The 22534-nt window shown below is 50.3% G+C and carries 15 protein-coding genes; 5 read left to right on the forward strand and 10 right to left on the reverse strand.

Going from position 1 to position 22534, the window contains the following annotated elements; all coding sequences use genetic code 11:
• Positions 1–7: 7 nt before the first annotated feature.
• On the reverse strand, positions 8–430 hold the full coding sequence (locus ACYVFD_RS01080; protein ID WP_461087659.1) for a putative Ig domain-containing protein: 423 nt from the start codon (positions 428–430) through the stop codon (positions 8–10).
• A gap of 690 nt (positions 431–1120) precedes the next feature.
• On the opposite strand from ACYVFD_RS01080, the gene ACYVFD_RS01085 reads away from it, so the two are divergent.
• Positions 1121–2521: a sulfatase family protein gene (locus tag ACYVFD_RS01085; protein ID WP_461087661.1), complete on the forward strand. Its 1401-nt coding sequence runs from the start codon at positions 1121–1123 to the stop codon at positions 2519–2521.
• Positions 2522–2857: 336 nt separating this feature from the next.
• Here ACYVFD_RS01085 and ACYVFD_RS01090 read toward each other — a convergent pair whose 3' ends face one another.
• Both ACYVFD_RS01090 and ACYVFD_RS01095 read right to left on the reverse strand, forming a co-directional pair.
• Positions 2858–3244 (reverse strand): response regulator, encoded by a 387-nt coding sequence (locus ACYVFD_RS01090; RefSeq protein ID WP_461087663.1) that lies wholly within the window; start codon positions 3242–3244, stop codon positions 2858–2860.
• Positions 3245–3262: 18 nt separating this feature from the next.
• The gene (locus ACYVFD_RS01095; protein ID WP_461087665.1) at positions 3263–5245 is read right to left on the reverse strand and encodes a PAS domain-containing sensor histidine kinase; all 1983 of its coding nucleotides are present in this window, start codon (positions 5243–5245) and stop codon (positions 3263–3265) included.
• A 450-nt stretch (positions 5246–5695) separates the two neighbouring features.
• Between ACYVFD_RS01095 and tpx the strand changes: the two genes are divergently transcribed.
• Entirely contained in the window at positions 5696–6289 is a 594-nt protein-coding gene (gene tpx / locus ACYVFD_RS01100; RefSeq protein ID WP_461087667.1) for a thiol peroxidase, read from the forward strand.
• Between the two features lie 93 nt (positions 6290–6382).
• Here tpx and ACYVFD_RS01105 read toward each other — a convergent pair whose 3' ends face one another.
• Positions 6383–6925: an NADH-quinone oxidoreductase subunit B gene (locus ACYVFD_RS01105; protein WP_461087669.1), complete on the reverse strand. Its 543-nt coding sequence runs from the start codon at positions 6923–6925 to the stop codon at positions 6383–6385.
• A 516-nt stretch (positions 6926–7441) separates the two neighbouring features.
• On the opposite strand from ACYVFD_RS01105, the gene ACYVFD_RS01110 reads away from it, so the two are divergent.
• Both ACYVFD_RS01110 and ACYVFD_RS01115 read left to right on the forward strand, forming a co-directional pair.
• Positions 7442–7972 (forward strand): GNAT family N-acetyltransferase, encoded by a 531-nt coding sequence (locus ACYVFD_RS01110; RefSeq protein WP_461087671.1) that lies wholly within the window; start codon positions 7442–7444, stop codon positions 7970–7972.
• 135 nt (positions 7973–8107) lie between these two features.
• Positions 8108–9394 (forward strand): aspartyl protease family protein, encoded by a 1287-nt coding sequence (locus ACYVFD_RS01115; protein WP_461087673.1) that lies wholly within the window; start codon positions 8108–8110, stop codon positions 9392–9394.
• A gap of 134 nt (positions 9395–9528) precedes the next feature.
• On the opposite strand, the gene ACYVFD_RS01120 is transcribed toward ACYVFD_RS01115, so the two are convergent.
• On the reverse strand, positions 9529–9999 hold the full coding sequence (locus ACYVFD_RS01120; RefSeq protein ID WP_461087675.1) for a DoxX family protein: 471 nt from the start codon (positions 9997–9999) through the stop codon (positions 9529–9531).
• A 242-nt stretch (positions 10000–10241) separates the two neighbouring features.
• On the opposite strand from ACYVFD_RS01120, the gene ACYVFD_RS01125 reads away from it, so the two are divergent.
• The gene (locus tag ACYVFD_RS01125; RefSeq protein ID WP_461087677.1) at positions 10242–10970 is read left to right on the forward strand and encodes a 3-keto-disaccharide hydrolase; all 729 of its coding nucleotides are present in this window, start codon (positions 10242–10244) and stop codon (positions 10968–10970) included.
• Between the two features lie 115 nt (positions 10971–11085).
• Here the strand turns inward: ACYVFD_RS01125 and ACYVFD_RS01130 are convergent, their stop codons facing one another.
• The 5 genes from ACYVFD_RS01130 to ACYVFD_RS01150 all read right to left on the reverse strand — a co-directional run bounded on the left by ACYVFD_RS01130 (position 11086) and on the right by ACYVFD_RS01150 (position 22435).
• Positions 11086–13944: a glycoside hydrolase family 95 protein gene (locus ACYVFD_RS01130; RefSeq protein ID WP_461087679.1), complete on the reverse strand. Its 2859-nt coding sequence runs from the start codon at positions 13942–13944 to the stop codon at positions 11086–11088.
• 180 nt (positions 13945–14124) lie between these two features.
• Positions 14125–15708 carry a sodium:solute symporter family transporter gene (locus tag ACYVFD_RS01135; RefSeq protein WP_461087681.1) on the reverse strand — a complete coding sequence of 528 codons (1584 nt, stop codon included), beginning with the start codon at positions 15706–15708 and terminating at the stop codon, positions 14125–14127.
• A 131-nt stretch (positions 15709–15839) separates the two neighbouring features.
• On the reverse strand, positions 15840–16901 hold the full coding sequence (locus tag ACYVFD_RS01140) for a Gfo/Idh/MocA family protein (protein WP_461087683.1): 1062 nt from the start codon (positions 16899–16901) through the stop codon (positions 15840–15842).
• Between the two features lie 102 nt (positions 16902–17003).
• Positions 17004–19514: an L-rhamnose mutarotase gene (locus ACYVFD_RS01145; protein ID WP_461087685.1), complete on the reverse strand. Its 2511-nt coding sequence runs from the start codon at positions 19512–19514 to the stop codon at positions 17004–17006.
• Positions 19515–19657: 143 nt separating this feature from the next.
• The gene (locus ACYVFD_RS01150) at positions 19658–22435 is read right to left on the reverse strand and encodes a glycoside hydrolase family 2 protein (protein ID WP_461087687.1); all 2778 of its coding nucleotides are present in this window, start codon (positions 22433–22435) and stop codon (positions 19658–19660) included.
• Positions 22436–22534 lie beyond the last annotated feature (99 nt).

The raw sequence follows: 22534 nt of genomic DNA on the forward strand, positions 1-22534 counted from the left end.
GGTACTCTCAGGAAAATTTAACCACTACGGTTACTGCACTCTGCAGTTTACCATCAGACGCCTTATACTGAAAGCTATAGGTAGCGGCAGTGGCGATTAAGGCTGTGATGACCCGGGTCGTTGAGTTAAACGTCATACCGCTTGGCAGTCCAGTAACTGAATACGTTAATGGATCACCATTTCCGTCAGTGAAAGCTGGCAGCGTGAAAGTAACCTGCTTTTTAATAGGCTGGTTGATCTGCGCAATGGAGGGCGCAACCGGAGCCACATTGACCGTCGGTGCCGGAGGGGGTGGTGGCGGTGGTGGAGGAGGTGGTGGCGGGGCTGCTGGCTCACTAAAACTAGTCGGATGGATAAGTCCGGACGAACAGGCTCCGGCAGTTATCAGCAAGCTGGCCGAGAGCATTGACATAAGCATAAACGAGCGCATAAAAAGAAAAGATTAACTTAGTTAACTGGTCTATGGAGTTATTTCCAATGGATCAAAGGTAGGCGCGCCATACACGGGTCACTTTCACTATTGTAACATTGACTTGACCTATTGTAACCTGGGGCAAAAAGCGATGAATTTTCGGCGTATTTAAGCTAAAATTTACGGGTTGGGAAGTGAAAATGACTGTAAATGAACAAACTGGCTCCAGGCTGGGATTCGCTTCCGGGGACGAACGTATTCCAAGAGTGACTCCCATGAGTTGCGGGTACGACTAGCATAGGACCTATCGACCCCTGTTCGGTACATCGGCGAATACATCGATTCAAACCTGAAACTGTAGTAGGACAGGCGGAAAAGCGGGTGATCGGAAACCGGCCGAACTCGGATAGGATGTCTTGTTGGTGAAGTGTTTTCACTTGCCACAGCGAAACCTTGTTGAGCTTACTCCTACCCCGGCCTGTGAAGGCATAGGGTAGGAGGGTGAAACGATACTGGAAAAAGGCCAACATAATCCACAATACACTTAACTTGTAGGCACATTAGGCCACTATACATGGTGGCCACTAAAAAGGATTAACTAGAATGAGGTCTTTACCAAACCTGCTACTTTATGGGCTTGCCATAACCACTTTATTTAGCTTTTATGGCTTTAGAAAAGAAAACGAATTGCCCACAAAGCGGCCAAACGTGGTTATAATTCTAACCGACGATCAGCGCTGGGATGCCCTAGGGGCTGGCGGAAACCCGTACCTGAAAACTCCCAATATTGATAAACTGGCGGCCGAAGGGGTATATTTCAAAAACTATTTTTGTACCACTTCTCTTTGTTCCCCTAGTCGCGCTTCCATTCTGAGTGGCGTATACGCTCACACGCATGGTGTGGTAAACAACTTTACCGATTTTCCGGCCGAGCGGCCCAATATGCCCCGGACGTTACAGTCGGCAGGCTACGAAACGGCTTACATTGGCAAATGGCATATGGGCGAGGAAAACGACAGTCCACGCCCTGGCTTCGACTATTTTGTGACCCATAAAGGACAGGGTAAATACTGGGATACAGAGTTTAACATCAATGGACAGGGGAGTCGGGAGGTCAAGGGCTATTATACAACCGTTGTTACCAAAATGGCTGCGGATTGGCTAAAGAACAAGCGATCTAAGCCGTTTTTTCTCATGCTGGGTCATAAGGCCCCCCATAGCTTTTATACCCCTGAGCCCAAATACGCCAGGGCGTTTGATGGCGTTCCGATTTCATATCCACAAAGTGCTTTTGCCCTGGCCGACAAACCGAAGTGGATCGAACAGCGATTAACGACCTGGCATGGCATCTATGGTCCGCTGTTCGAATGGCGAAAGACGTTTCCGGATACATCCCCCGAAGCCGTCAAGGATTTCGAAGCCATGATTCATGCCTACTGGGGTACTATTCTTTCCGTTGACGACAGCGTCGGGGAAATATACCGTACCCTGAAAGACATGGGCGAGTTAGACAACACCATCTTCGTATTTACCTCAGATAATGGCCTGCTAAATGGAGAGCACGGAATGGTGGACAAGCGAACCATGCACGAACCCAGTATCCACATACCACTGTTGGTTCGGTTTCCAGGATTGACCCCTGTTTCGAAGCCGGTGGTGGTTGGTCAGCAGGTCCTCACCCTCGATATTGCTCCCAGCATCCTGGATTTATGTGGCGCCCCGGCCTTACAATCTATTCATGGGCAATCGTTCAAACGGCTGGTTCAGGGCGATCCAACGGGCTGGCGAAAGGCGTGGTTTTATGAATATAATTACGAGAAACAATTTCCCTATACGCCAAATGTCCGGGGCATTCGAACCGATCAGTGGAAATACATTCATTACCCTACTGGCGACGGAACACCCGATAAGCACCTGGCGGAATTATACCATCTGGCGAACGATCCGGAGGAAAATCACAACCTGATTAATGACCGTCGATATGCTCGCCAACTGAATCAGTTAAAAGCGGAATTAGCCAGCCTGCTACGGCAGACGGGGGCCAGTCCTGATAAAATGCCCTTGGATGAAGGAATTAAAGCCCAGTTGCCTGAAAAATCAATCCGTTAAGGAACCTGGCTGGTAGTGGCAAGTTGACGAGTACGCCCGTTTTATAAAACGACCCTGATTCCTCACGAACTAACTAAAAGTGATAGAAGTACCTACGCTGTGGGTATTTTTTTACGAAAAGGGGCCTGACTTGGTTTGGCTTAATACGATTTGGGAAGCCATAAGTGATTCGTCGATAAAACATGAGGGTATTACTGGTTGAAGATGGAGTGAGTCTGGCGTCGTTTATTCGCAAAGGTATCGAGAGTGTTTGAAAGTCCGGTTTAGACGTCAATCGACAGCCACGTGATAGGTAATTTAGCGTTTTACTGAGCCTATTTTTTTCGGAAAGGAATGTTAAGATTGGCCCATTTCGAGCAGGCTTGTCAGTGCTGCCAAATCGACCGGTTTCGTCAAATGCCCGTTAAAACCGGCTTCGTATGCCTCCTGAATAGCTTCTGGCTGTCCATACCCCGTTAAGGCAAAGATGAGGAGCGGTTGACCCCAGGCCTGCTGACGAATCCGGCGACAGGTTTCATAGCCATTCATGCCTGGCATGCTGATATCTAGTAAGATCACTTCAGGCGGGTTTTGTTCGCCCATTTGCAAGGCCTGCTGACCACTCGTACAGGTCTGAACTTGATAGCCTTTCAGTTGTAGAAGCATGCGCAAAACCGTCAGTGCATCCTGATTGTCGTCTACCGCTAAAATGCGGTTTGGGAGCCGTTTCGTCTGGTTACTCATAATAGAGGTTAGAGTTGATCAAGCTTGGAAAACAGGCAGGTGTATCACAAATTCACTCCCCTGATCCAGGCCAGGGCTAAAGGCTTCAATACGACCGCCATGCATCTCAATCAGTTGCTGGACCAGGGTTAGTCCTAATCCTAATCCACTGTTGGAGCGGGCCAGGGAGGTGTCCACCTGCACGAATAGGCCAAAGATCGCCTGAAGTTGATCCGCAGCCAGGCCAATACCGTTGTCTCGAACCTGCAATACCGCTTCAAATCCTATTTCCTCCAGCGAAAGCCAGACCTGACCCGGTTCGCCGTTGCGATTTTCATGCGTATAACGCAAACCATTGGTCAATAAGTTGGTCACCACCTGATGCAGACGGGTGGGGTCACCATTCAGCGGTAAGGGGCTGGTCGGTAAGGCCACGTGCAACAGACGGCCGGCCTGCTCATAGAGGGGGCGGATGGCCTGAGCCGCTTGATCGACAACGCTAGTCAGGTCCAGGGGCTCTTTTTGTAAGTCGATCTTACCCCGACTGATGCGGCTCACGTCCAGTAAATCGTCCACTAGCCGCATAACATGATCCATCTGCCGATTCATGATTGGTAGCAGTGAATTTAGCGTTGGATCATCGCTATCCGTCAGACTCAGCACCTGTAATCCAGTACGAACGGGCGTCAGCGGATTGCGAAGTTCGTGAGCCAGCATGGCCAGAAACTCATCCTTGCGTCGGTCGGTCTGACGCAAGTGTTCTTCCATATGTTTGCGTGGGGTGATGTCGCTGGCCGCGCCAAACCAGTAGCAAAACTCTCCCTGCTTATCCAGGACCGGGATGGCTCGCGATAACGTCCAGCCAACGGTCCCATCCGCCTGGATAACGCGGTGTTCTTGTTCAAACATCTGCTTGGTTTCGATAGCCTGCTGGATGGCTCGTTGGACCTCAGACTGGTCTTCGTCCGGAATGTAACCCATCAGCCAGTGGGCGCTTGCCTGATTGGTGTTAGTGAGAAAATTCATGCCTTTTAGATTGAGCATCTGGCTCCAGTCGGCACTCATCTGGTACAGCGAGTCGGAACTGGCCGTAACCAGCAGGCGAAAGCGCTCTTCACTCTGGTGCAAGGCTTCTTCGGCCTTTGCTTTTTCTACGGCCGCCCAGGTGCGTTGGGCCACCTCCTCCAGCAACTGCACGTCGGTACTGGTCCAATGGCGCGGGGTTTTGGTATGAACACCGACGATGGCCATCAGTTGCCCGCCTTTGACCAGCGGCACGGCTGCCCAGGCCCGGACCCCAATCGCCCGGTAGGCTTCCCGCTGTGCTTCGGCCTCGGTGTCCTGAACCAACAAGGTGCGTCCCGTGCGGTAGTCAGCGGCCAACGTCGGCGAAAAGTCGGACAGACGCATCTGGGCCGGAATTGGAACGGCATCCCGTTCATAGCGAGCCGTTAGGTTGAAGGTGTCCTGGTCGGGGGCTACTTCAAAATAGGTAGCCTGCATCACATCCAGTTGATGGGCAACTAACCGCATGGATGTCTGCTGGAGCTCAACGGCGTCGGTCAGCGGCCGAATGGCGTCACTGAGCTGGAGGAGAAAAGCCTGCCGCTCCTGGCTGACTCGCAAGGCTTCTTCGGTCTGTTTACGCTCGGTAATGTCATCGAACACTACCGCAAATAAATGGCTACCCTCCGGACCAATGCGGGCGGCATAGGCAGAATACCACCGTCCAGTGGCCTGGTTATAGTTCTCAAAGCGGAGCGACTGACCCGTTTGCAAAACCTGATCATAAGTCTGGAACCAGTAGGATTCGGTATTGGGGGCCACTTCACTGCCCAACTTACCCACTACGTTTAGCAGACCTGTCTGGCGTTCAAACACTTGATTGACTTCCAGATAGCGCCAGTCGATGGGCTGTCCAGTCGGATCATAAAGTAACTCACTAATATGAAAGCCCTCATCAATTGAATCGAGCAAGGCGCGATAGATGGTAATGTCGTCTGCCAGAGGAGAAGTAGCCATAATCATGAGGATGTTAATGGCTAAACTACAATTACGATCCAGCGTTTTTTAATTTAACGCGAACTGTGAGATTTTTGACCGCGTAGCGACGGTAGCAGCGCTTAAGTAGTTACTAATCAATGGCTAAATCTAATAGTTCACGTTAAAACAGGACTTTCGCATAGAGCCATGCCACGGTTTGTTTATGGATAATAGAGAACCGTGGCACGGCTCTATGCGAAAGTCCTGTAAAAGCTTTCTGTCATTCCGCCGGAGCGGGAATCTTCGGATGAGTATAGCTGTTTACCCGCACCCGAAGATTCCTCCTTCGTCGGAATGACAGAAAAATACTACAAAACTCAAGTACAGTGTAATAAATCGAGACTTTCGAATCTGTTCGGCCAACCGAATCGATAAACATCAATGATTTCTAAGTACATTTGAAGAACGACCATCAATAAAATGCAGTTTATGAACGGTATCAAAAACACTAGACAAACCTTTACACTCTTTCTTCTGGGCCTAGCAGGCCTATTCATTACAGATATTGCCCTAGGACAAACCTCCGGCACGGCCATTACGCTAGGTGGGAAAACAATCCATACCGTTGGTAAACTACCTGCGGTAGGAACACCGCTAAAAGAAGTCACCTTGACCGGTATTGATCTGAAGGATAATTCGTTAGCTGATTACAAAGGCAAATACGTGATCATGAATATTTTCCCGAGTGTGAACACGGGGGTTTGTTCTAAATCGGTTCGGAAATTTAATGAGGATGCCGCTGGTCTAACAAACGCCACCGTGCTCTGTATTTCCAAAGATCTGCCGTTTGCCCAGAAAGCGTTTTGTGGGGCAGAAGGCATTAAAAATGTGGTAATGCTTTCGGATTTCAGAACTGATTTTGGCCAATCGTACGGGGTGCAAATTGCCGACGGCCCCATGAAAGGCCTGCTAAGTCGGGCGGTAATTGTGGTGAATCCTGAAGGGAAAATTATTTACGAACAGCAGGTGCCAGAAATAGGGCAAGAGCCGGATTATGCTGCTGCCCTGGCGGCCATTAAGTAACGTTTTGAGGGATCATATCAACAGCTTCAAAAGCATGATGAGCCTTATTTACTACAAAAACGCCCTGAGCAGCAGCCAGGGCGTTTTCTACTTTCATTGAATCTGATACGAATGCAACAGGGCTTCGTACTGAGGTTCGTTGCGCCGTCGCAAGGATTCATTCCGGGCGATATCCTGAATCTGCATGATACCGTCCAGAATCTGTTCGGGGCGGGGTGGGCAGCCCGGTACGTAGACATCAACGGGGATGATTCGGTCGATACCCTGCAAGACGGCGTAGGTATCGAAAATGCCACCGCTGCTGGCGCAGGCACCCACAGCTATAACCCATTTGGGTTCGGTCATCTGTACGTATACTTGCTTGAGCACCGGCCCCATCTTCTTGGAGATAGTCCCCATCACAAGGAGTAAATCGGCTTGCCGGGGTGAGAATCGGGGGATTTCAGCCCCAAACCGAGATACGTCGTAGTGACTACCCATTGTTGCCATAAACTCAAGACCGCAGCAGGAGGTAGCAAAGGGGAGCGGAAAGAGTGAATAACTTCTGGCGAGTGTTATTACCTCTTCAAACGAGGTAGCAAAGAACCCTGTTCCCTGAAGGCCGTGGGGTAGTGGTGCGGTTTTTACTGTAGCCATGATAGAGGTAAGTCTCTGTTGAACAGTACAAAGGTCTAGTGCTTAACTAGCCTGGCCTTCACCCTAATCGATGAGACGGTATTGACCTTTGTTGAACCGGCAAAAGGCCTAAATGAATAGTGTGCTGCCCGAACTAGCTGGTGCGAAAGGGGTAATCATCAAATAGAGTTGTAAGGGCTTTGTCAATCCACCTAGGGATGGCTTGATGTAGTAAAATTCAGGAGGCTAATTAGTTATTGTATCGAAGCTGTTTAAACTTTTCAAATTTCATTAAAACCGGGTAGCTTTTTTTGTCATGCTTCCTGCGACTACGCGTCCCGGTCAGCATGACAAAAACACGCATTTTTGAATTTCCTTTAAAAGTTTAAACAGCTTCATCCTATAAGGCTCTATGAACAATAGAACCTGGATTAAAAAAAGAGGGTTTGACGAGCCGGATTATTCAGGAATAGTTAGCCTGACGTTTCGTACATTGGCTAAGTTGTTAAGCGCTAAACGCGCGTCTTACGCGAATTTATGGAGTCTCCCTTCGAAACCAGTAGACTACTTATCCGGGAGTACCGACCTGATGATTTGCTTTCCATTCATCAATACGCTAGTCAACCCATCGTGGTTCAGTACCAAAACTGGGGGCCTAACAGCCTGGAGGATACTCAGGAATTTTTACAAGAAGTTCAGAACAACCGAGCGCTTGCTCCCCGTATGAGCTACCAACTTTGTATTGAGCGAAAAGAAGATAGGCAGCTAATTGGCGGCTGTGAATTGGCGATCAGTTCAGAGGATAGTTCGATGGCGACAATGGGGTATATCCTTAACCCGCTGTTTTGGCATCAGGGCTATGCTACTGAGGTCAGTAGGGGGTTACTTCACTTTGGGTTTACCCAGCTAGACTTACGACTAATCCGGGCAACCTGCGATGCTCAAAACATAGCGTCCATACGCGTTTTAGAAAAGAGTGGGTTTAGGTTAGAGTCAACCCTGGTGGACGATTTTATGCAGAAAGGGAAGATGCGCACGACGCTTGTGTACAGTATCCTGAACAAGTAAGCTGCCTTTGAGAAGCAGAATTACACAGCCTCCTGAGCCATAGGAGGGAGCGTTTTTGAGAATAAGCGTATTCTCGGCAGCTTCAGAACCCGATCGTATACGCTATCTTTCACTAAGCATTCATCTAGCCCTGTTATGAGACTATTAGCTTTCATGCTTATTGGAGTGTGCTACATCAACCAGATCGGCTGTAGGTCCACAACCCAGTCAGACACTGGCTTGCTGGAGAAACAATTGCAGGCCAGTTTAAAAGAAAAGGACTATTTTAAAGTACGTCAACTGCTCAATAAGAAAGACGGAATTAGCCCGGATAAACGAACGTACTATTCGGCCTTTGTGGCCAGTGCCTTTAATCAACCCTCGGTATCCATTGCCCAAACCAACCAACTGCTGGCCGCCAATTCCTCCTTCGTTGATGATTCAATGCGCGTGGATTTACTCCTGCTACTGAGAGATAATTATTTCAAAACATTTCAATACCAAAAAGCGGCTTTTATTGGAAAAGAGCTCCTGAACAAGTATCAACACCAGTTAGGCCTTCAGCGTGACGCTGTTCAAAATACGTTACTTATCCACCAGGCACTTGCCGCTATTCCTGCTCAACAAGTCAGCATTCGGCCGGATAGCATCCGCTGGAAACGAAACCAGATCGGCCTGCTTGAAATCCCCATCCAGATAAACCATACACCCCGAAAGATTATTGTTGATACTCGGGCTCATTTATCTACGGTAACCCAAAGTTTTGCGAAACAAATTGGCTTAAGGATCTTACCCGTAACCTATCAAGAATCAAGTGGGATTACCGGCAAGAGCTTTACGACGGGGTTGGGCATCGCCGACAGTCTGTACATTGGTCATATTCTATTTAGGCATGTCGTATTCCAGGTGGTTCCCGATGAAATACTCTATTTTCCACCCATACGCTATCAGATGCAGGGGATTCTAGGCTTTCCGGTCATAACGGCCTTGAACCAGGTTCGATTTATTAGTGATGGGCGCCTGATCCTTGGGAGGCAATCCTCCAAAAAGCCGCTTCATAACCTGGCTTTTGATGGATCAACAACCGTTGTTTGGCTTAAAAGTGACGAAGACACGCTCAGCTTTCATTTTGATACGGGTGCCACCGGAACGGAGTTTTACAGTAACTATTTCAACAAATACAAAACGAGAGTCCTGCAAAGGAGTGTTCTCCAGCGAATTGAGTCTGGCGGGGCAGGCGGTGTAGTCGAGAGAGAAGTTTACATCCTACCAACCGTCAATCTTTATATCGGTTCAAAAAAGGCAGTTCTCAAGGCTATTGCTGTCCATAAAACTCCGACGTATAAAGGTCAAGCGTATTTTGGCAACATTGGTCAGGATGTGATTAATCAGTTTCAGGAAATGACCTTGAATTTTAAGGACATGTCTCTTTCTTTTCAGTGAACAGAAGTTAAGGGCCATCCCAACTTTCATAACTCTATACGGTTAGTGTCAAGCTGGTTCAGGGTAATACAAAAACAGCAATGCCCATAAACGTGATTGGTTACGGGCATTGCTAGTTGAAAATTATATCGAATTTACGCTACCTGAGTAGGACCGTTAAATTGAAAGCCGTTTTGAGCCGTTGCCGGACTGCTGATCGCCGTTGCTTTGCGCTTTTTGTGATAGAAAAAATACGAACCAAACCCCAGCGCCACAAAGATAAAAATAGGCGCCAACTGAACGAGCTCTTTACCACTATTCGCGACGGAATACGTAGCGCCCAGCAAATCAAATATAAGCCCGGCATATGCCCATTCCTTAAGCCTCGGAAAGCCAGGAACCAGGATCGCCACCACACCCAGTAGTTTCGCCCAACCCAAAAACGGAATGATGTAGGTTGGATACCCCATTTCATGAAATCCCTGCACCGACATGGGGTTGACCATAATGTTGGGAATGGCCGAGCCGACCATCACAAACGCAAATAAACCGGTCAATATCCAATACGTAATGTTCACCTTTTTCGTGGCTTTACGATTCGCGGTTTCAACTTGGATCTGTGTCATTTGTAGCTGTTGTTTGGTTGATTTGATAGCTCAAATTTACAACCTTTTGGTCGGAGCAATAGGGGGCGGAAACGGCAAAAAACGGGTCATTTGCGGCATTATTTTCGACGAAAAGTCAATTCGTAGCAGGCTGATTTGATCACATGGTTTCGGACTGAATGTAGGGGTAGATTCGCAGGAAATAGGGGGTAATGAGGAGTTTATCAGAGTAGCTCGCTTATAGTGATTCAATCCTAATCACTATGTTTTTAAAACGATCTGTTTTCAGTTTGCTCATGGGGCTGGCTTTTGCCGGTGCGCAGGCCCAGTCGCTTAATACGTTATCGGCTCAGGAAAAGAAAGAAGGCTGGAAATTGCTGTTTGACGGGCAAGACCTCAAAGGGTGGCATAAATACAATGGCAAAGGCGTACCGTCTTCCTGGAAAGTGGAACAGGGCGTTTTGCATCTGGATGTACCCAAAACAGCAACTGGTACGGTTCGCGACGGTGGCGATTTAGTGACCGATGCCAGCTTCTCCGGGGATTTTGACTTTAAAGCGGAGTTTAAGATTGAAAAATACACCAATAGCGGTTTCTTTTTCTTTGTTGAGGAAGCGCCTAAAAATGAGAAGATTTATAATACGGGTCTGGAGGTTCAGGTAGGCGACGATGTGCTGTACCAGAAAGAAGTGGAGCATCCGCATAACTCCGGCGACCTGTTTGGTATCGCGGATGTCCGTATTCAGGAGCCCCAGCCGCTCGGGAGCTGGAACAAAGTTGAGGTTACGCTGAAAAAGAATAAGCTAACCGTTATGATTAACGGCTATACTGTACAGGAACACGATGTAACCAGCGCCGATTGGAAAAAACGCGTGAGTGCCAGCAAATTAAAAGAGGCTCCTTTCGCTAAGGGTAAATTTTTGGGCCGGATTGGCTTACAGGACTGGAACACTAGTGTCTGGTTCCGAAATATTAAGTTGAAATCCCTGTAGCAGTAGCCTGTCATCATTGGAAACAGGCTAAGCCAATCCCTCAAAGCGATGAACTTTCGGGGATTGGCTTTGGGGAATGGAAAGAACCAGTCGGTGATTACCCAATTGATTGACTCTACATCACTTTCAAATCGCCATTGAGCCGATACGTTTTCCCGTTCTCGGTTGTCAGACTCACCTGTTTGTCGCCATAGCGGAGAACGCAGGGCTGACCAGCTTTGGACGTAATCTCGACGCCCGTCAGATGGCCATTTTGCCAGCGAATGTTCAGCACGAATCCGCCCTGCGCACAGATGCCGTTGATGTATCCCGTTGGCCACGTAGAGGGTAGCGCCGGAAGCAGATCAAGTACTTGAGCGGCACCCCGCTGGCCCTGACTTTGCAGCAGCATTTCGGCAATACCACTCGCTCCACCAAAATTGCCATCAATCTGGAACGGCGGATGCGCGTCGAACAGGTTGGGATACGAGCCCCCACCCGTTGTGCCTTCGGGCGAAATAGCGGGTCGGAGCAGTAGTTTGAGCATGGTATAGGCATGATTACCATCGCGGAAACGCGCCCAGAAGTTGATTTTCCAGGCCAGACTCCAACCCGTTCCTTCGTCGCCCCGCTCCAGCAGCGATTGCCGGGCCGCCTTCATTAGCTCAGGCGTTTCGTCCCAGGTAATGTCGGTGCCGGGATGAACGCCCCACAGGTGCGATACGTGCCGGTGCGTGTCTTTCGGATCGTCGACGTCCTGAAGCCATTCCTGCAACTGTCCATGTTTACCGATCTGGTTCGGGGCAATCTGGCTGTACATGGTTTTGAGCGTATCCCGAAAGGCGGCATCCGTGCCAAGAAGCGCACTGGCAGCCATGCAGTTTTTGAATAGATCGCGGATAAGCTGATGATCCATCGTTGGGCCAGCAACCAGCCCACCATGTTCGGGGGAGTTCGACGGCGTGCTGATGAGCCAGCCAGTTTTGGGATCTTTGACCAGAAAATCGACAAAAAACTGAGCGGCCTCTTTCATGATCGGATAGGCTCGTTTTTGCAGAAACGCACGGTCCTGCGTGTAGCAGTAATGCTCCCAGAGGTGATGCGATAGCCACGCGCCCCCGCTCACCCAAATGCCATGATTCGATGCGTTGATGGGCGCCGTACCCCGCCAGAGATCGGTATTGTGATGCAGCACCCAGCCACGGGCATTGTAATGCGCCTTTGCTGTTTTTCGCCCCGATTCAACCAGCTCGTCGATTGCCGCGAACAGCGGTTCATGGCAGGCCGACAGATTCAGCCTTCCGGCGGGCCAGTAATTCATTTCGAGATTGATGTTCGTCGTATACTTGCTGCCCCAGGGAGGGGTCTGCAAATCGTTCCAGATCCCCTGTAAATTAGCGGGCCCTGTTCCCTGTCGCGAACTCGAAATCAACAGATACCGGCCGTATTGCACGTACAGAGCCGCTAAGGCCGCGTCGGATTCTTTATCGAAACGTTGTAACCGTTCGTCGGTAGGCAATCGTTCGTTGGGCGACTGCCCCAGATCAAGTGAAAGGGTCTTGAAATAGGATTGGTATTCGCGGATATGGTCGGCTTTGACCGCTTCGAACCGTTTGGTACGTAACGCCTGCAAGGGTTGCTGGCTCATGTTGGCCGGGTCGCCCGAAACGTCTTTATAGTTTTTGAAATTGGTACCCGCTGTCAGGTACAGGGTGGCTTCGTCGGCCCCCGAAATAATTAGTTTGCCGTCCGTCACGCGAACCTGGCCTTTCTGGGTTTGGATACGTAACAGACTTTCGCCACGCAGCGCCCCATTTTTAACCTGAACAGACAGAGCAATTGTCTGTTTATCAATCTGCCGAACCGACGATCCTTTGTGGGGGCTATCCAGCGAAGCCTCGAAGCTGATTTTGCCCGGCCTGCTGGCGGTCAGATGAATAGCCATGACCTGATCGGGCGCGCTGGACAGATACTCACGCGTAAAACTCACGCCATTGGCTGAATAGGTAACGCGTGAAAGTGCCGTTGTCAGGTCCAGTTCCCGTCGGTAGTTGGTCGCCTGTTCCTGTCCTTTAAAATTGAGCCACAGATCGCCAAAGGGCTGATAATCGGCCTGATAATGGGGGGCTGCTGGTGGGTTTTCGTCCTGAATCCAGTAGTGGAAGGAACGACTAAGCGGCACACCATCGGTGGGCTGCTGACCAACGGGGTAAACCACAAACGTTGGCTGGCTGGTTTTGATACCAATAAACCCACCTTTATCGAACAGGTTGATAACCTGAATGGCCAGCTGGTTTTTACCGGTACGTAGTTTGGCCGCTGGGATTTTGTAGCGCCGATTTTTGGCAATGCCTTCATCAGAACCAACCAGCTCGCCGTTGAGATACGTAAAATCCTGATCGCGGATGCGACCCATATCCAGCACTACGTCTTTACCCGCCCAGGCTTCGGGCAACTCAAACGTCGTACGAAACCAGACCGCGCCATCCAGTCCTTCCAACCCCGCTTTCTCCCATCCTTCAGCGGTTGGTACCTGCATGTTTTTCCAGTTCCGGTCATCGAAACCGACGGACGCCGGGCTCGCTTTACTATCGGCCAGCGCCCGAACGCTGGCAAACCAGCTAAACTTCTTTTGTGGATAGTCTTCTTCGTCGCTTTGGCGGCCCATGAAATGCTCCTGCGCCAGTTTTTCTGCTTCTGCCTGATTTCCGTCAGCGAGCAATTGGCGAATCTGAGGTAAATACCGAGCCGCTCCTTCGCGTTGGTATTCACGCGGCCCACCCGTCCAGAGTGTTTGTTCATTGAACTGAATATGGTCGGTTGCAACGCCCCCAAACACCATACCGCCCAATCGGCCATTACCAATCGGCAAGGCTTCAACCCACTGCTTCGCCGGTTGCTTATACCAGAGCATAAGAGGCTGGCGAGCAGCCGGTTGTGCCTGTGTTTTGAGAAACAAAAAAAGAGCCGGGAGCAGGAAGCGGGAAATTTCCATAAGTATGACAAAAATAAACCTATAAGCCTTTTATGAACTTATAGGTTTTTAGCAAATAACTCTACAAAATTCACGTATGATGCACGATGCTCCAATGCTCGACCGCGATATAATCGCGGTCGAGTGGTGCGGTGGCGTCAGGTTCTCAAACCTGACACCCATTGGATGTATGTGGCTTGTTCAATCAAAAAAGAGATAGAGCCCCACCATCATAGTGGCCAATGCTACCCAGGCCACCCAAACCCGGCGGGTTGGTCTGCTAATCGGTTCGTTTTCTAATGGATTGGCGATGTAAACCGATGGATTTTTATCGAGCAGCGAAATCAGGATAGCTTTGAGCAACAGGATCATGAAAATGGAAAAAGACAGCAGCAGGTAATGGGGCCAAAACGCGTACCGGTCCGGTGGGAAAACCCATAGATACAACACGCCTACACCTAAACTGAAGGCGGAACCAACTGATAGAACGGTATTTACGGCAGTTCGGGTGGTCCGCTTCCAGAATACAGTCAGCAGAAAGACGACCGATAACGGGGGCGCAATGAACCCCAGCACCGACTGGAACACATCGAACAGGTTCAGCCCTTTGATGCTGTCGATCGCCAGCGCCATCCCAACGGCAAACACACAGCCTGCAATTACGGTCAACCGGCCAACGCGAATGATATCCTGATTACTGGCATTCGTATTAATTTTCTTTACGTACACATCCATCGTAAACACCGTACTGAGCGAGTTTAGCGATGAGCCAATCGTACCTACGAGTACCGCAATCAGCACCACAATCACCAGCCCGTTCATGCCCGGCGGAAACAGGTTGGTTACCATGGTCATGTACGCTTCGGCCGGATCTTTGAGGTTCGGATACAGGATAAAGCAAAGGATGCCCGGCAATATGAACAGTGGCAACGACAGAATTTTTAACCAGCCAATAAAATTGACGCCCAGCTGGCCCTGCTCCAGATTGCGAGCGCCCAGCACGGATTGTACCATGGCCTGATCGGTGCAGAAGAACGCTACAGCCGCTACCGGATAGCCGAGCAGAATGGCAGGCCATGGGTATTTTGTATCACTGGCGGGATGAATCAGACTCCAGTACTCAGCCGGCGCTTTCTGATAAACCGCTTCCAGTCCACCCACTTTGTTGATGCCGATAACGGTGAGCGTCAGCGATACGCCAATGAGCAGCAGCATCTGGAACACATTGACGCGCGCAATGGCTTTCAGACCACCTGTATAGGCGAACAGACCGGCAAACAACACCAGCACAATAACCGACTGCCACATGGGAATCCCCAGAATCTGCCGAACAAGAAACCCACCCGCAAACAGCCCCAGCGATAACCATGAAATCAGCATTTTAATCAGCGCATACCAGGCCAGAATCGTTTGTGTGGATTCCCCGTAGCGTTTTCCCATAAACTCAGGCATGGTCATTACGTTGGCGGCCAGGTATTTAGGGGCAAACACAATGGCCAGCAGAAACAGGAACACAAAGGCATACCAGTCGAAGTTGATCGCCACGACACCCGTACTGTACCCAATACTCGCAAACGCCAGCAGCATGGACGGCCCGACGTTGGTGCCCCACATGTTGAACCCAATACTCGCCCATCCCAGCGATTTATTCGCCAGAAACAGCGTTTCGTCGGGCTGCCCTTTTTTCGGTCGGCTGGCTTTGTAGCCAATCACCGCAAGAATAATCAGATAAGCCAGCACGATAGCGTAATCCAGTGGGGTTAAGCGATCTGTAATGTTATTCATGTAGAGCTAATTGAATGACTATCAGTGATGTCAGGTTCTCAAACCTGACGAGTGCGGTTTTGAGAAACCGCATGTTACTCAGACGGTTTTGAGAAACTGCCCAATGTCGGGTTTAAGAACCCGACATCACCTCACAACCCATACTCACTCAATACTTCGCGAACGTTCACGGGCTGGCCGGTTTGCAGGGACTTGTCCATTGCCTGAAGCAGGGCTACCGTACCAATGCCCTCCCGGATATCAGGATAAGCCGTTTGCCCATTTTGTAGACAGGTAGCGAAATAGTCGAGATAATTCTGGTACTCACCGGCGTGGTGGCTTTTGCCCTCAAACCGGAAATAATGCTTTAGTTTGTGCTCCCAGGTCTGCACAATTTCTTCACCCGTATTGGTCGTAATGGCGTATCGTAAGTCCATATAGTCGGCCTGGCTACAGCCTTCCGTACCGCGCAGAATACAGCTCATTTCAGAATCACGCACAACGGGTTGAACGGGTCCGGTGTATGCCCCACTCACGCGGGCGATACGTCCGTCGGTAGCTTTGAAAATGAAGTGCATGGTATCGGCGTTTTTCAGGCCGCCTTTCCGTCCGTTCGCGCTCAGCATACCGTAGCCCATCACTTCCTCAATATTCGGCAGGTACCACCGGATAAAATCGACCGGATGACTGAGTCCGCCATATAGCCACTTGAACGCATTTTCCAGTGACCAACCTTTGGCCAGAAACCAGCGGTGGTCGGCGTGGTAATAGCCTTCAATGGTGATTAACTCGCCAATTAGACCCGCGTCAAAATCGGCTCGCTGTTTTTTCATCGGCTCGAAAAACCGTGAACTTTGCCCAACAAACACTTTTTTGCCGGTTTTCCCGCTGATGTCGATCAGTTCTTTCGCTTTCGACAGATCATCAATAAACGGCTTGGTACAGACCACGTGCTTGCTGTGAAGCATGGCCTGTTTGGTATGCTCGGCGTGAAGATGATCGGGGGTGTAAATGGCAATGACGTCAATCGTCGGGTCGTCGAGCAGTTCCTGGTAATTCGTCGTGTACTGATGAAAATCAAATTCTTTGGCCCGCTGCTGGCACAGTTCCAGCTTCTGATCGCAGACTTTCACCAATTCATAATTCGGGCTCGATAGGGCAGCTGACATCGTGCTGCGCCCTTCGCCTAATCCTAAAATACCTAATCGTAACATGGTTTTCTTAATTCTTTTTTGTCATCCCGACGCAGGAGGGATCTCATATTTCCTTAGGCTTGAGATCCCTCCTGCGTCGGGATGACAAAAACACGTAACAAATTATTTAGCCTCTTTCAACTCCACCCACACCTCGCCCGGCTTGGTGCCCGGAATGCCTTCCTGATATTTTTTCATACGGGCGTTCCATTCATCGACGCGCGGGTTGTTTTCGGTCGTTTTGGGATTGAGTTTATCCAGACTTTCGCCTTTGGGAACGCTGATGACCAGCATCAGTTGTCGACCGTTTCGGTACAATAGCAGTTGCTGAAATTGCGCATTACAGAACCCGTTCGACACCTCCGGCCATTTCTCAAACTGTGTGGCGTGGTAGTCCAGGTATTCAGCCTGCAACTTCGGATCAGCGACCATATTGGCTGTCAGAATTGTATGGTCCCACTCGCCCGAAACGGGTCCTGCCGAGCAGCGACTCCGGTTAAATTCGTAGAACAGGTCGTAATACGTTTTGACCCTGACCGCTGGAAAAGCGGATTTCAACCGCTCGCTCAGTACAAAAACATCCTGCACTTTATCGAAAATGACGTAGTGATTTTGCCACTGATACAGCGCTTCGGGCCGAACCTTATTGCGCGCCATTACTTTCTTTAGCTGCTCACGATCAATCGATTGACCATCAGGCACCGTTAGTTCGACAATAACCGGATTCTCCCTGTTGATACGCCACTGTGGATCGGCGGGCGCTTTTTCGCGAAGCAGAAATTGATAGGATGCTTCAAGACCCGACTTCGTTTTGATGCTGTCAGCCACCTGCGGGCCGTTATGCTCCCAGACATTGTTCGGACCGTTGGCGTTTTGCAGGTATTTTTCGGATGGTGTCCAGTTATCTTTTACCGTGAAATACGATGAACCTTCATCGGTATACAGATAAAACCAATGGGCAGGCAGGTGGGCGTACGGCGCTTTGTACACACTGTCGATGTAGTTTTCGGCAATCATCGAACCGGGTTGCGCTGATAATGTATAGATAGCCGCAGCATCGTACATATGCTTGGCATAGTGATGAATCCGGTTCGCCACCACCCGATTGTTGCGCATGGCGTTGATGGTCCGTGTCCAGCCCCAGCCTAAGCTAATACCGCTGTAGCCCACTTCGCTAATGTCGTTATGCTCGATGACGATGCCCCGCACGTAACCCGCACCGATGCCCACGCAGCCCCAATCTTCGTTCGTTACGTTGGTAATCAGGTTGTTGCTGATGGTCATGTTGGCGCACACGTCCCGCTCGTCAGTGGGGTTATACGGCACATGAATTTCCGTGGCTTCGTCGGCAAATACACCCGCCATAATGCCCGTTCCGCCAATGTCTTTAAACAGATTCCCTCGAATCGTATTGTTCTGAACACCTTTGTGATAATCCAGCCCGGTAGCTGCCATGTGCTCAAATCGACAATTTTCGAAACCTGTTTGATTGGCGAAATTGATGTCAACAGCCGCAGCCGGACGACCCACCCATGCCTGATTTTCGAGCGATTTTTTGTCGGGTGTACCCGGAATTTTCAGCTTGTAGGCATCGAGCATGTACAGTCCTGCCTGATGTGGTACGTGGCCCTGCTGCGATGGACGTAGCCAACTGGTATGCTGAAACGCAATACCTTTGAACAGTACGTTCGACACTGGATGGTCAATCGTTCCGGCAATCCGTACCAGCGTTTCGAGGGCTGGCGCAATGACCTGTGCCGTGGCGAGGTTTTCGTTTGGACGGGGTATATAGTAGATTTTTTCGGCATTAGTGTCCAGAAACCACTCGCCGGGCTGGTTCAGAAATTGAATGGCATTCGTCAGATAAAAGGCCGAATTACCTGTTTCTTTCGAAATCCAGGGCGCAGGCCACGGGTGTTCCGACTGAATACGACTTTCGGGTTGATGAAACCAGAGCTTGGCGCTATCGCCCTGTACCTCAATTCGTTTGACGCGTAGATTGGCAATGGCCCACCACTGATGAATAAGCATTTCGAGCCCGTCGGCTTTCGATAAATCGCCAGCTTTCGGCGCCGGAATCCAGCAGGTTTGTTCCTGTTTGTTCCACGACAGAATCCGGTTCATGAGCGGATAGGGGGTGTCTTTGGCCCGTATTGCTTTCTCGCCGTTGACCCACAACTGCCGAAACTCCAGCGGACGACCACCCACGTTTGGCGCATCGGCCACCCAGACTTTACCAATCGCTTCTTTGGGCAAACCCGGTACGTTGCCTTTCAGCTTCTGCCAGTTTTTGATAGCTACCCCACCGCTCAAAATCGGCTGCTCACCCGGAGCGGCTTCAATAATCGTTGGACTAGTGAGCGTACCCGAATCTTCTGGGCGAACAAAAATAGGCTCACTCAGCGCGTACAAGCCATTTTTCAGATAGATATGCGCTCCCGGCGAAATGGCCTGATCATTCATCCGCCGGAGTTCGCGAACCTTCCGAAGTCCCATCTGCAAACTCGCCAGTGGTTTCTCCTTCGTTCCAGCATTGGCATTCGACCCGTCCGGCGCAATCCAGATTTCAGCCTCCTGTGCGAAAGTGAGCGAAGGAAATACGAAAAAAAAGAGAGCGACTGAATAACGTTTCATGAAAGCAATTTTCGGGTCAAGGAATAGGTTTTAACCGCAAAGGGCGCAAAGGTTGTCGCAAAGGTCGCCGGGCAACTCTTAGCGTGCTTCGCGATAATCTTCGCGCTCTTTGCGGTTAAAACCTGACTTATTATCATATACTATTACCGTCCCGAAAAGTCAAAGTACAGTGTCAGTTCTTTGGCGCGGGCGGGCTCTTTTTCGTAATCATAAAATGCGTATTTCTGGCCCATCGGTCCGGTGGTTTCGTTACGTTGTGTTTTGGTACCGATGCTGGGAATACCCTGCATAAACGAAATGTCGCCCGATGGGAAGATCGGTTCATAGTTGTGCCACTGGTCGGTTTTCCAGGCGGGTGTAAACAGCCGAAAAAACACATCTTCATTCTCGGTCGCAACGATAAACGGATTGTCGGCTTCGAACCGGCACCAGTACATATTGGCGTGATAGCCTTTAAACTCGGGATAAACCAGCGGCTGCTCACCCGTCTCGGAGTTGTTATAGGCTTTGCTCCAGACGCCCAGCGTACCGCCCTTTAACCGGTTTTTCCAGACGCGGTACGGCCCTTTCCCCATCCACTTGACGGCCTTCATTTTCGCTTCCGGAAAGGAAAAATTAACCCCGTTCATAAACGTGAAATAGGCATTGGGGAAATAACGCACCCGCATTTTTACCCAGCCCGACGGATAAATGGTCCATTGCAGGGTGTTGTAGGCGGTTTTTCGGTCGAAGGTCGATTCGATGATACTGGTTTTGCCCTCGCTACGTTGGGTGAATTTGCTGAAGTTCGTAACGGCTTCCTGCAAAATCGGGCCATTCGTCAGCAGTACGGCCCCTTTGGCGTTCGCAACCTGACGCAGAACCCCGTTACGTTTGCTGATCGACAGCTGAATCCCGTTGGCCGTTACGTTATACAGCGAATCGGTTTCGGTGAGCGTTACGTCGCCTGCTCCTTCGGTTTTGACCATGGTGGCCGCAAACTTATCCGGTAACGTAATCGAAAAGCTCCAGGTAAACAGCTCGCGTTTGAACGGGTCGGTAGCCGTGATGTACAATAGATCGTAGCCCGTCCAGTCGGCGGGAAGGGCCGCTTTCAGGACGCCCTTTTCGAGCGGTTTCAGGTTTGGCGCCACAACCGAAAATGGTCGGCCCGCTCCGTACGAGCCGCCTACTTTAACTAACTTCCCGGTAAACGAACACTGAGCTGTATTGGTAAAATGGTAGCGATTTTCAATCGGGAACGTACCATCGAACGTAGGCGTAATCTCCCGACGTTCCAGACGGATTGGCGACCAGACTTCTTTGATTGTAAAAAAGCTTCCTTCCTTTTCACGATACGGCCCCACAATGCCATCGGCCCCGCGATTGCCGTCAGTATCAAGCGGGCCTTTGCCGCCATTCCGGTCGGTACGAACAACGCCCTGATCAGCAAAGTCCCACAGGAAACCACCAGCCGCCAGCGGTTCATGCCACATGGCTTCCCAGTAATCCTCAAGCCCCGCCCCGTGGCCGCCATCGTATAAACCATGCAAAAATTCGGTCGGCAGCGTAATCGAATGACCGAGATTGTAGTTGCCAATGCCGTAGTTGAATTCGCGGTAGTGCTGCGTATCGAAGCCGTTAAAATCTTCCCAGGCATGTAGTACGTGCCGTTTTTGGATGTCTTCTTTGGCAAAAAGTGGGTCAAGCTCGCGGTTATGGCCTCCTTCGTTGCCGTTGATCCAGAGAATGACCGACGGGTGGTTGACGTCGTGCCGGATCAGTTCGTGCAGCAGTTTGGTGCCGGTCGGGGTATCGTAGTGTCCATGCCAGCCCGCCAGTTCATCGAACACAAATAGCCCGAGCGAATCGCAGACATCCAGAAAATGATCGTCGGGCGGGTAATGCGACATCCGGACGGCGTTCATGTTCATGTCCTTCATCAGGTTGACGTCCAGAATACTGATATTTCGGCTCAGCGCCCGCCCTGATTCCGGCCAGAACGAGTGCCGGTTTACTCCCTTCAACTTGATTTTGGTGCCGTTGACATAGATGCCATCCCGTTGCCGAATCTCAACGGTTCGAAAGCCAAAGGGCTGACTAATGACATGAACGGGCTTTCCCGCCTGTAATAACCGAAATTCAACTTTGTAGCGGTTCGGCGTTTCGGATGTCCACAGCAACGGATTGGCGATGGTTTTGATCAGCGTGACGGACGAGCTTCCCGCTGCCACGTTTTGGCTAAATGGCGTACCTACTTTCTGCCCAGCCATCGTGTAGAGTTGCCCGGAAACACTGGCGGGTTTATTGGTCGTAGTCAGTTGAAGTTGTGCGGTGAACGTACCGTCTGCTTTGGCGTCGATGGCTACGTGGCCGATGTGTTCGGCGGGAAGGATTTCCAGATAAACGGGCCGAAAAATGCCGCCAAAAATCCAGAAATCGCCTTTCCGTTCGGCTTCGTTGACGGATGCATTGGCCGAGTGTTTCGAGATGGTAGCTTCGAGCAAATTGCCGGACCCGTAATTTAGTAACTCCGTTACGTCGTATTTGAACGCGTAGTAAGAACCCTGATGAATTGGCCCGGCCGATTTACCGTTGAGCTTGACATCCGCATCGGTCATTACGCCCTCGAATACCAGGTTCACGCGCTTGCCTTTCCACGCTGCCGGAGCCTGAAATTCGTATTTGTAAAGTCCCTGTTCCTTGCCTTTTGCACTGTCTTTGTTGAAGCCATAATTGTATTTCCCAAACCCCTGCAACTCCCAGTTCGAGGGTACCGGAATGGTCGTCCACTTCCCCGAATTTTGCCCGGCCGTGCAGTAGAATTGCCAGTTTACGGTATGGTCATTCCCTGTCCCCGACAGGTAGCGCCGTTCGGTCGGCTGGGCCGTGGCGAACTGACCAAGGGTGAGGAGGAAAAGGATTAAAAAATGGTATTTCATTCAGGATTCAGAATTTCAACAGCTTTTTTGTCATGCTGACGAAGGAAGCATCTTAAGCTTGACTATTACTGAAGCTTGAGATTCCTCCTGCGTCGGAAT

It is taken from the genome of Spirosoma gilvum (assembly GCF_054776815.1).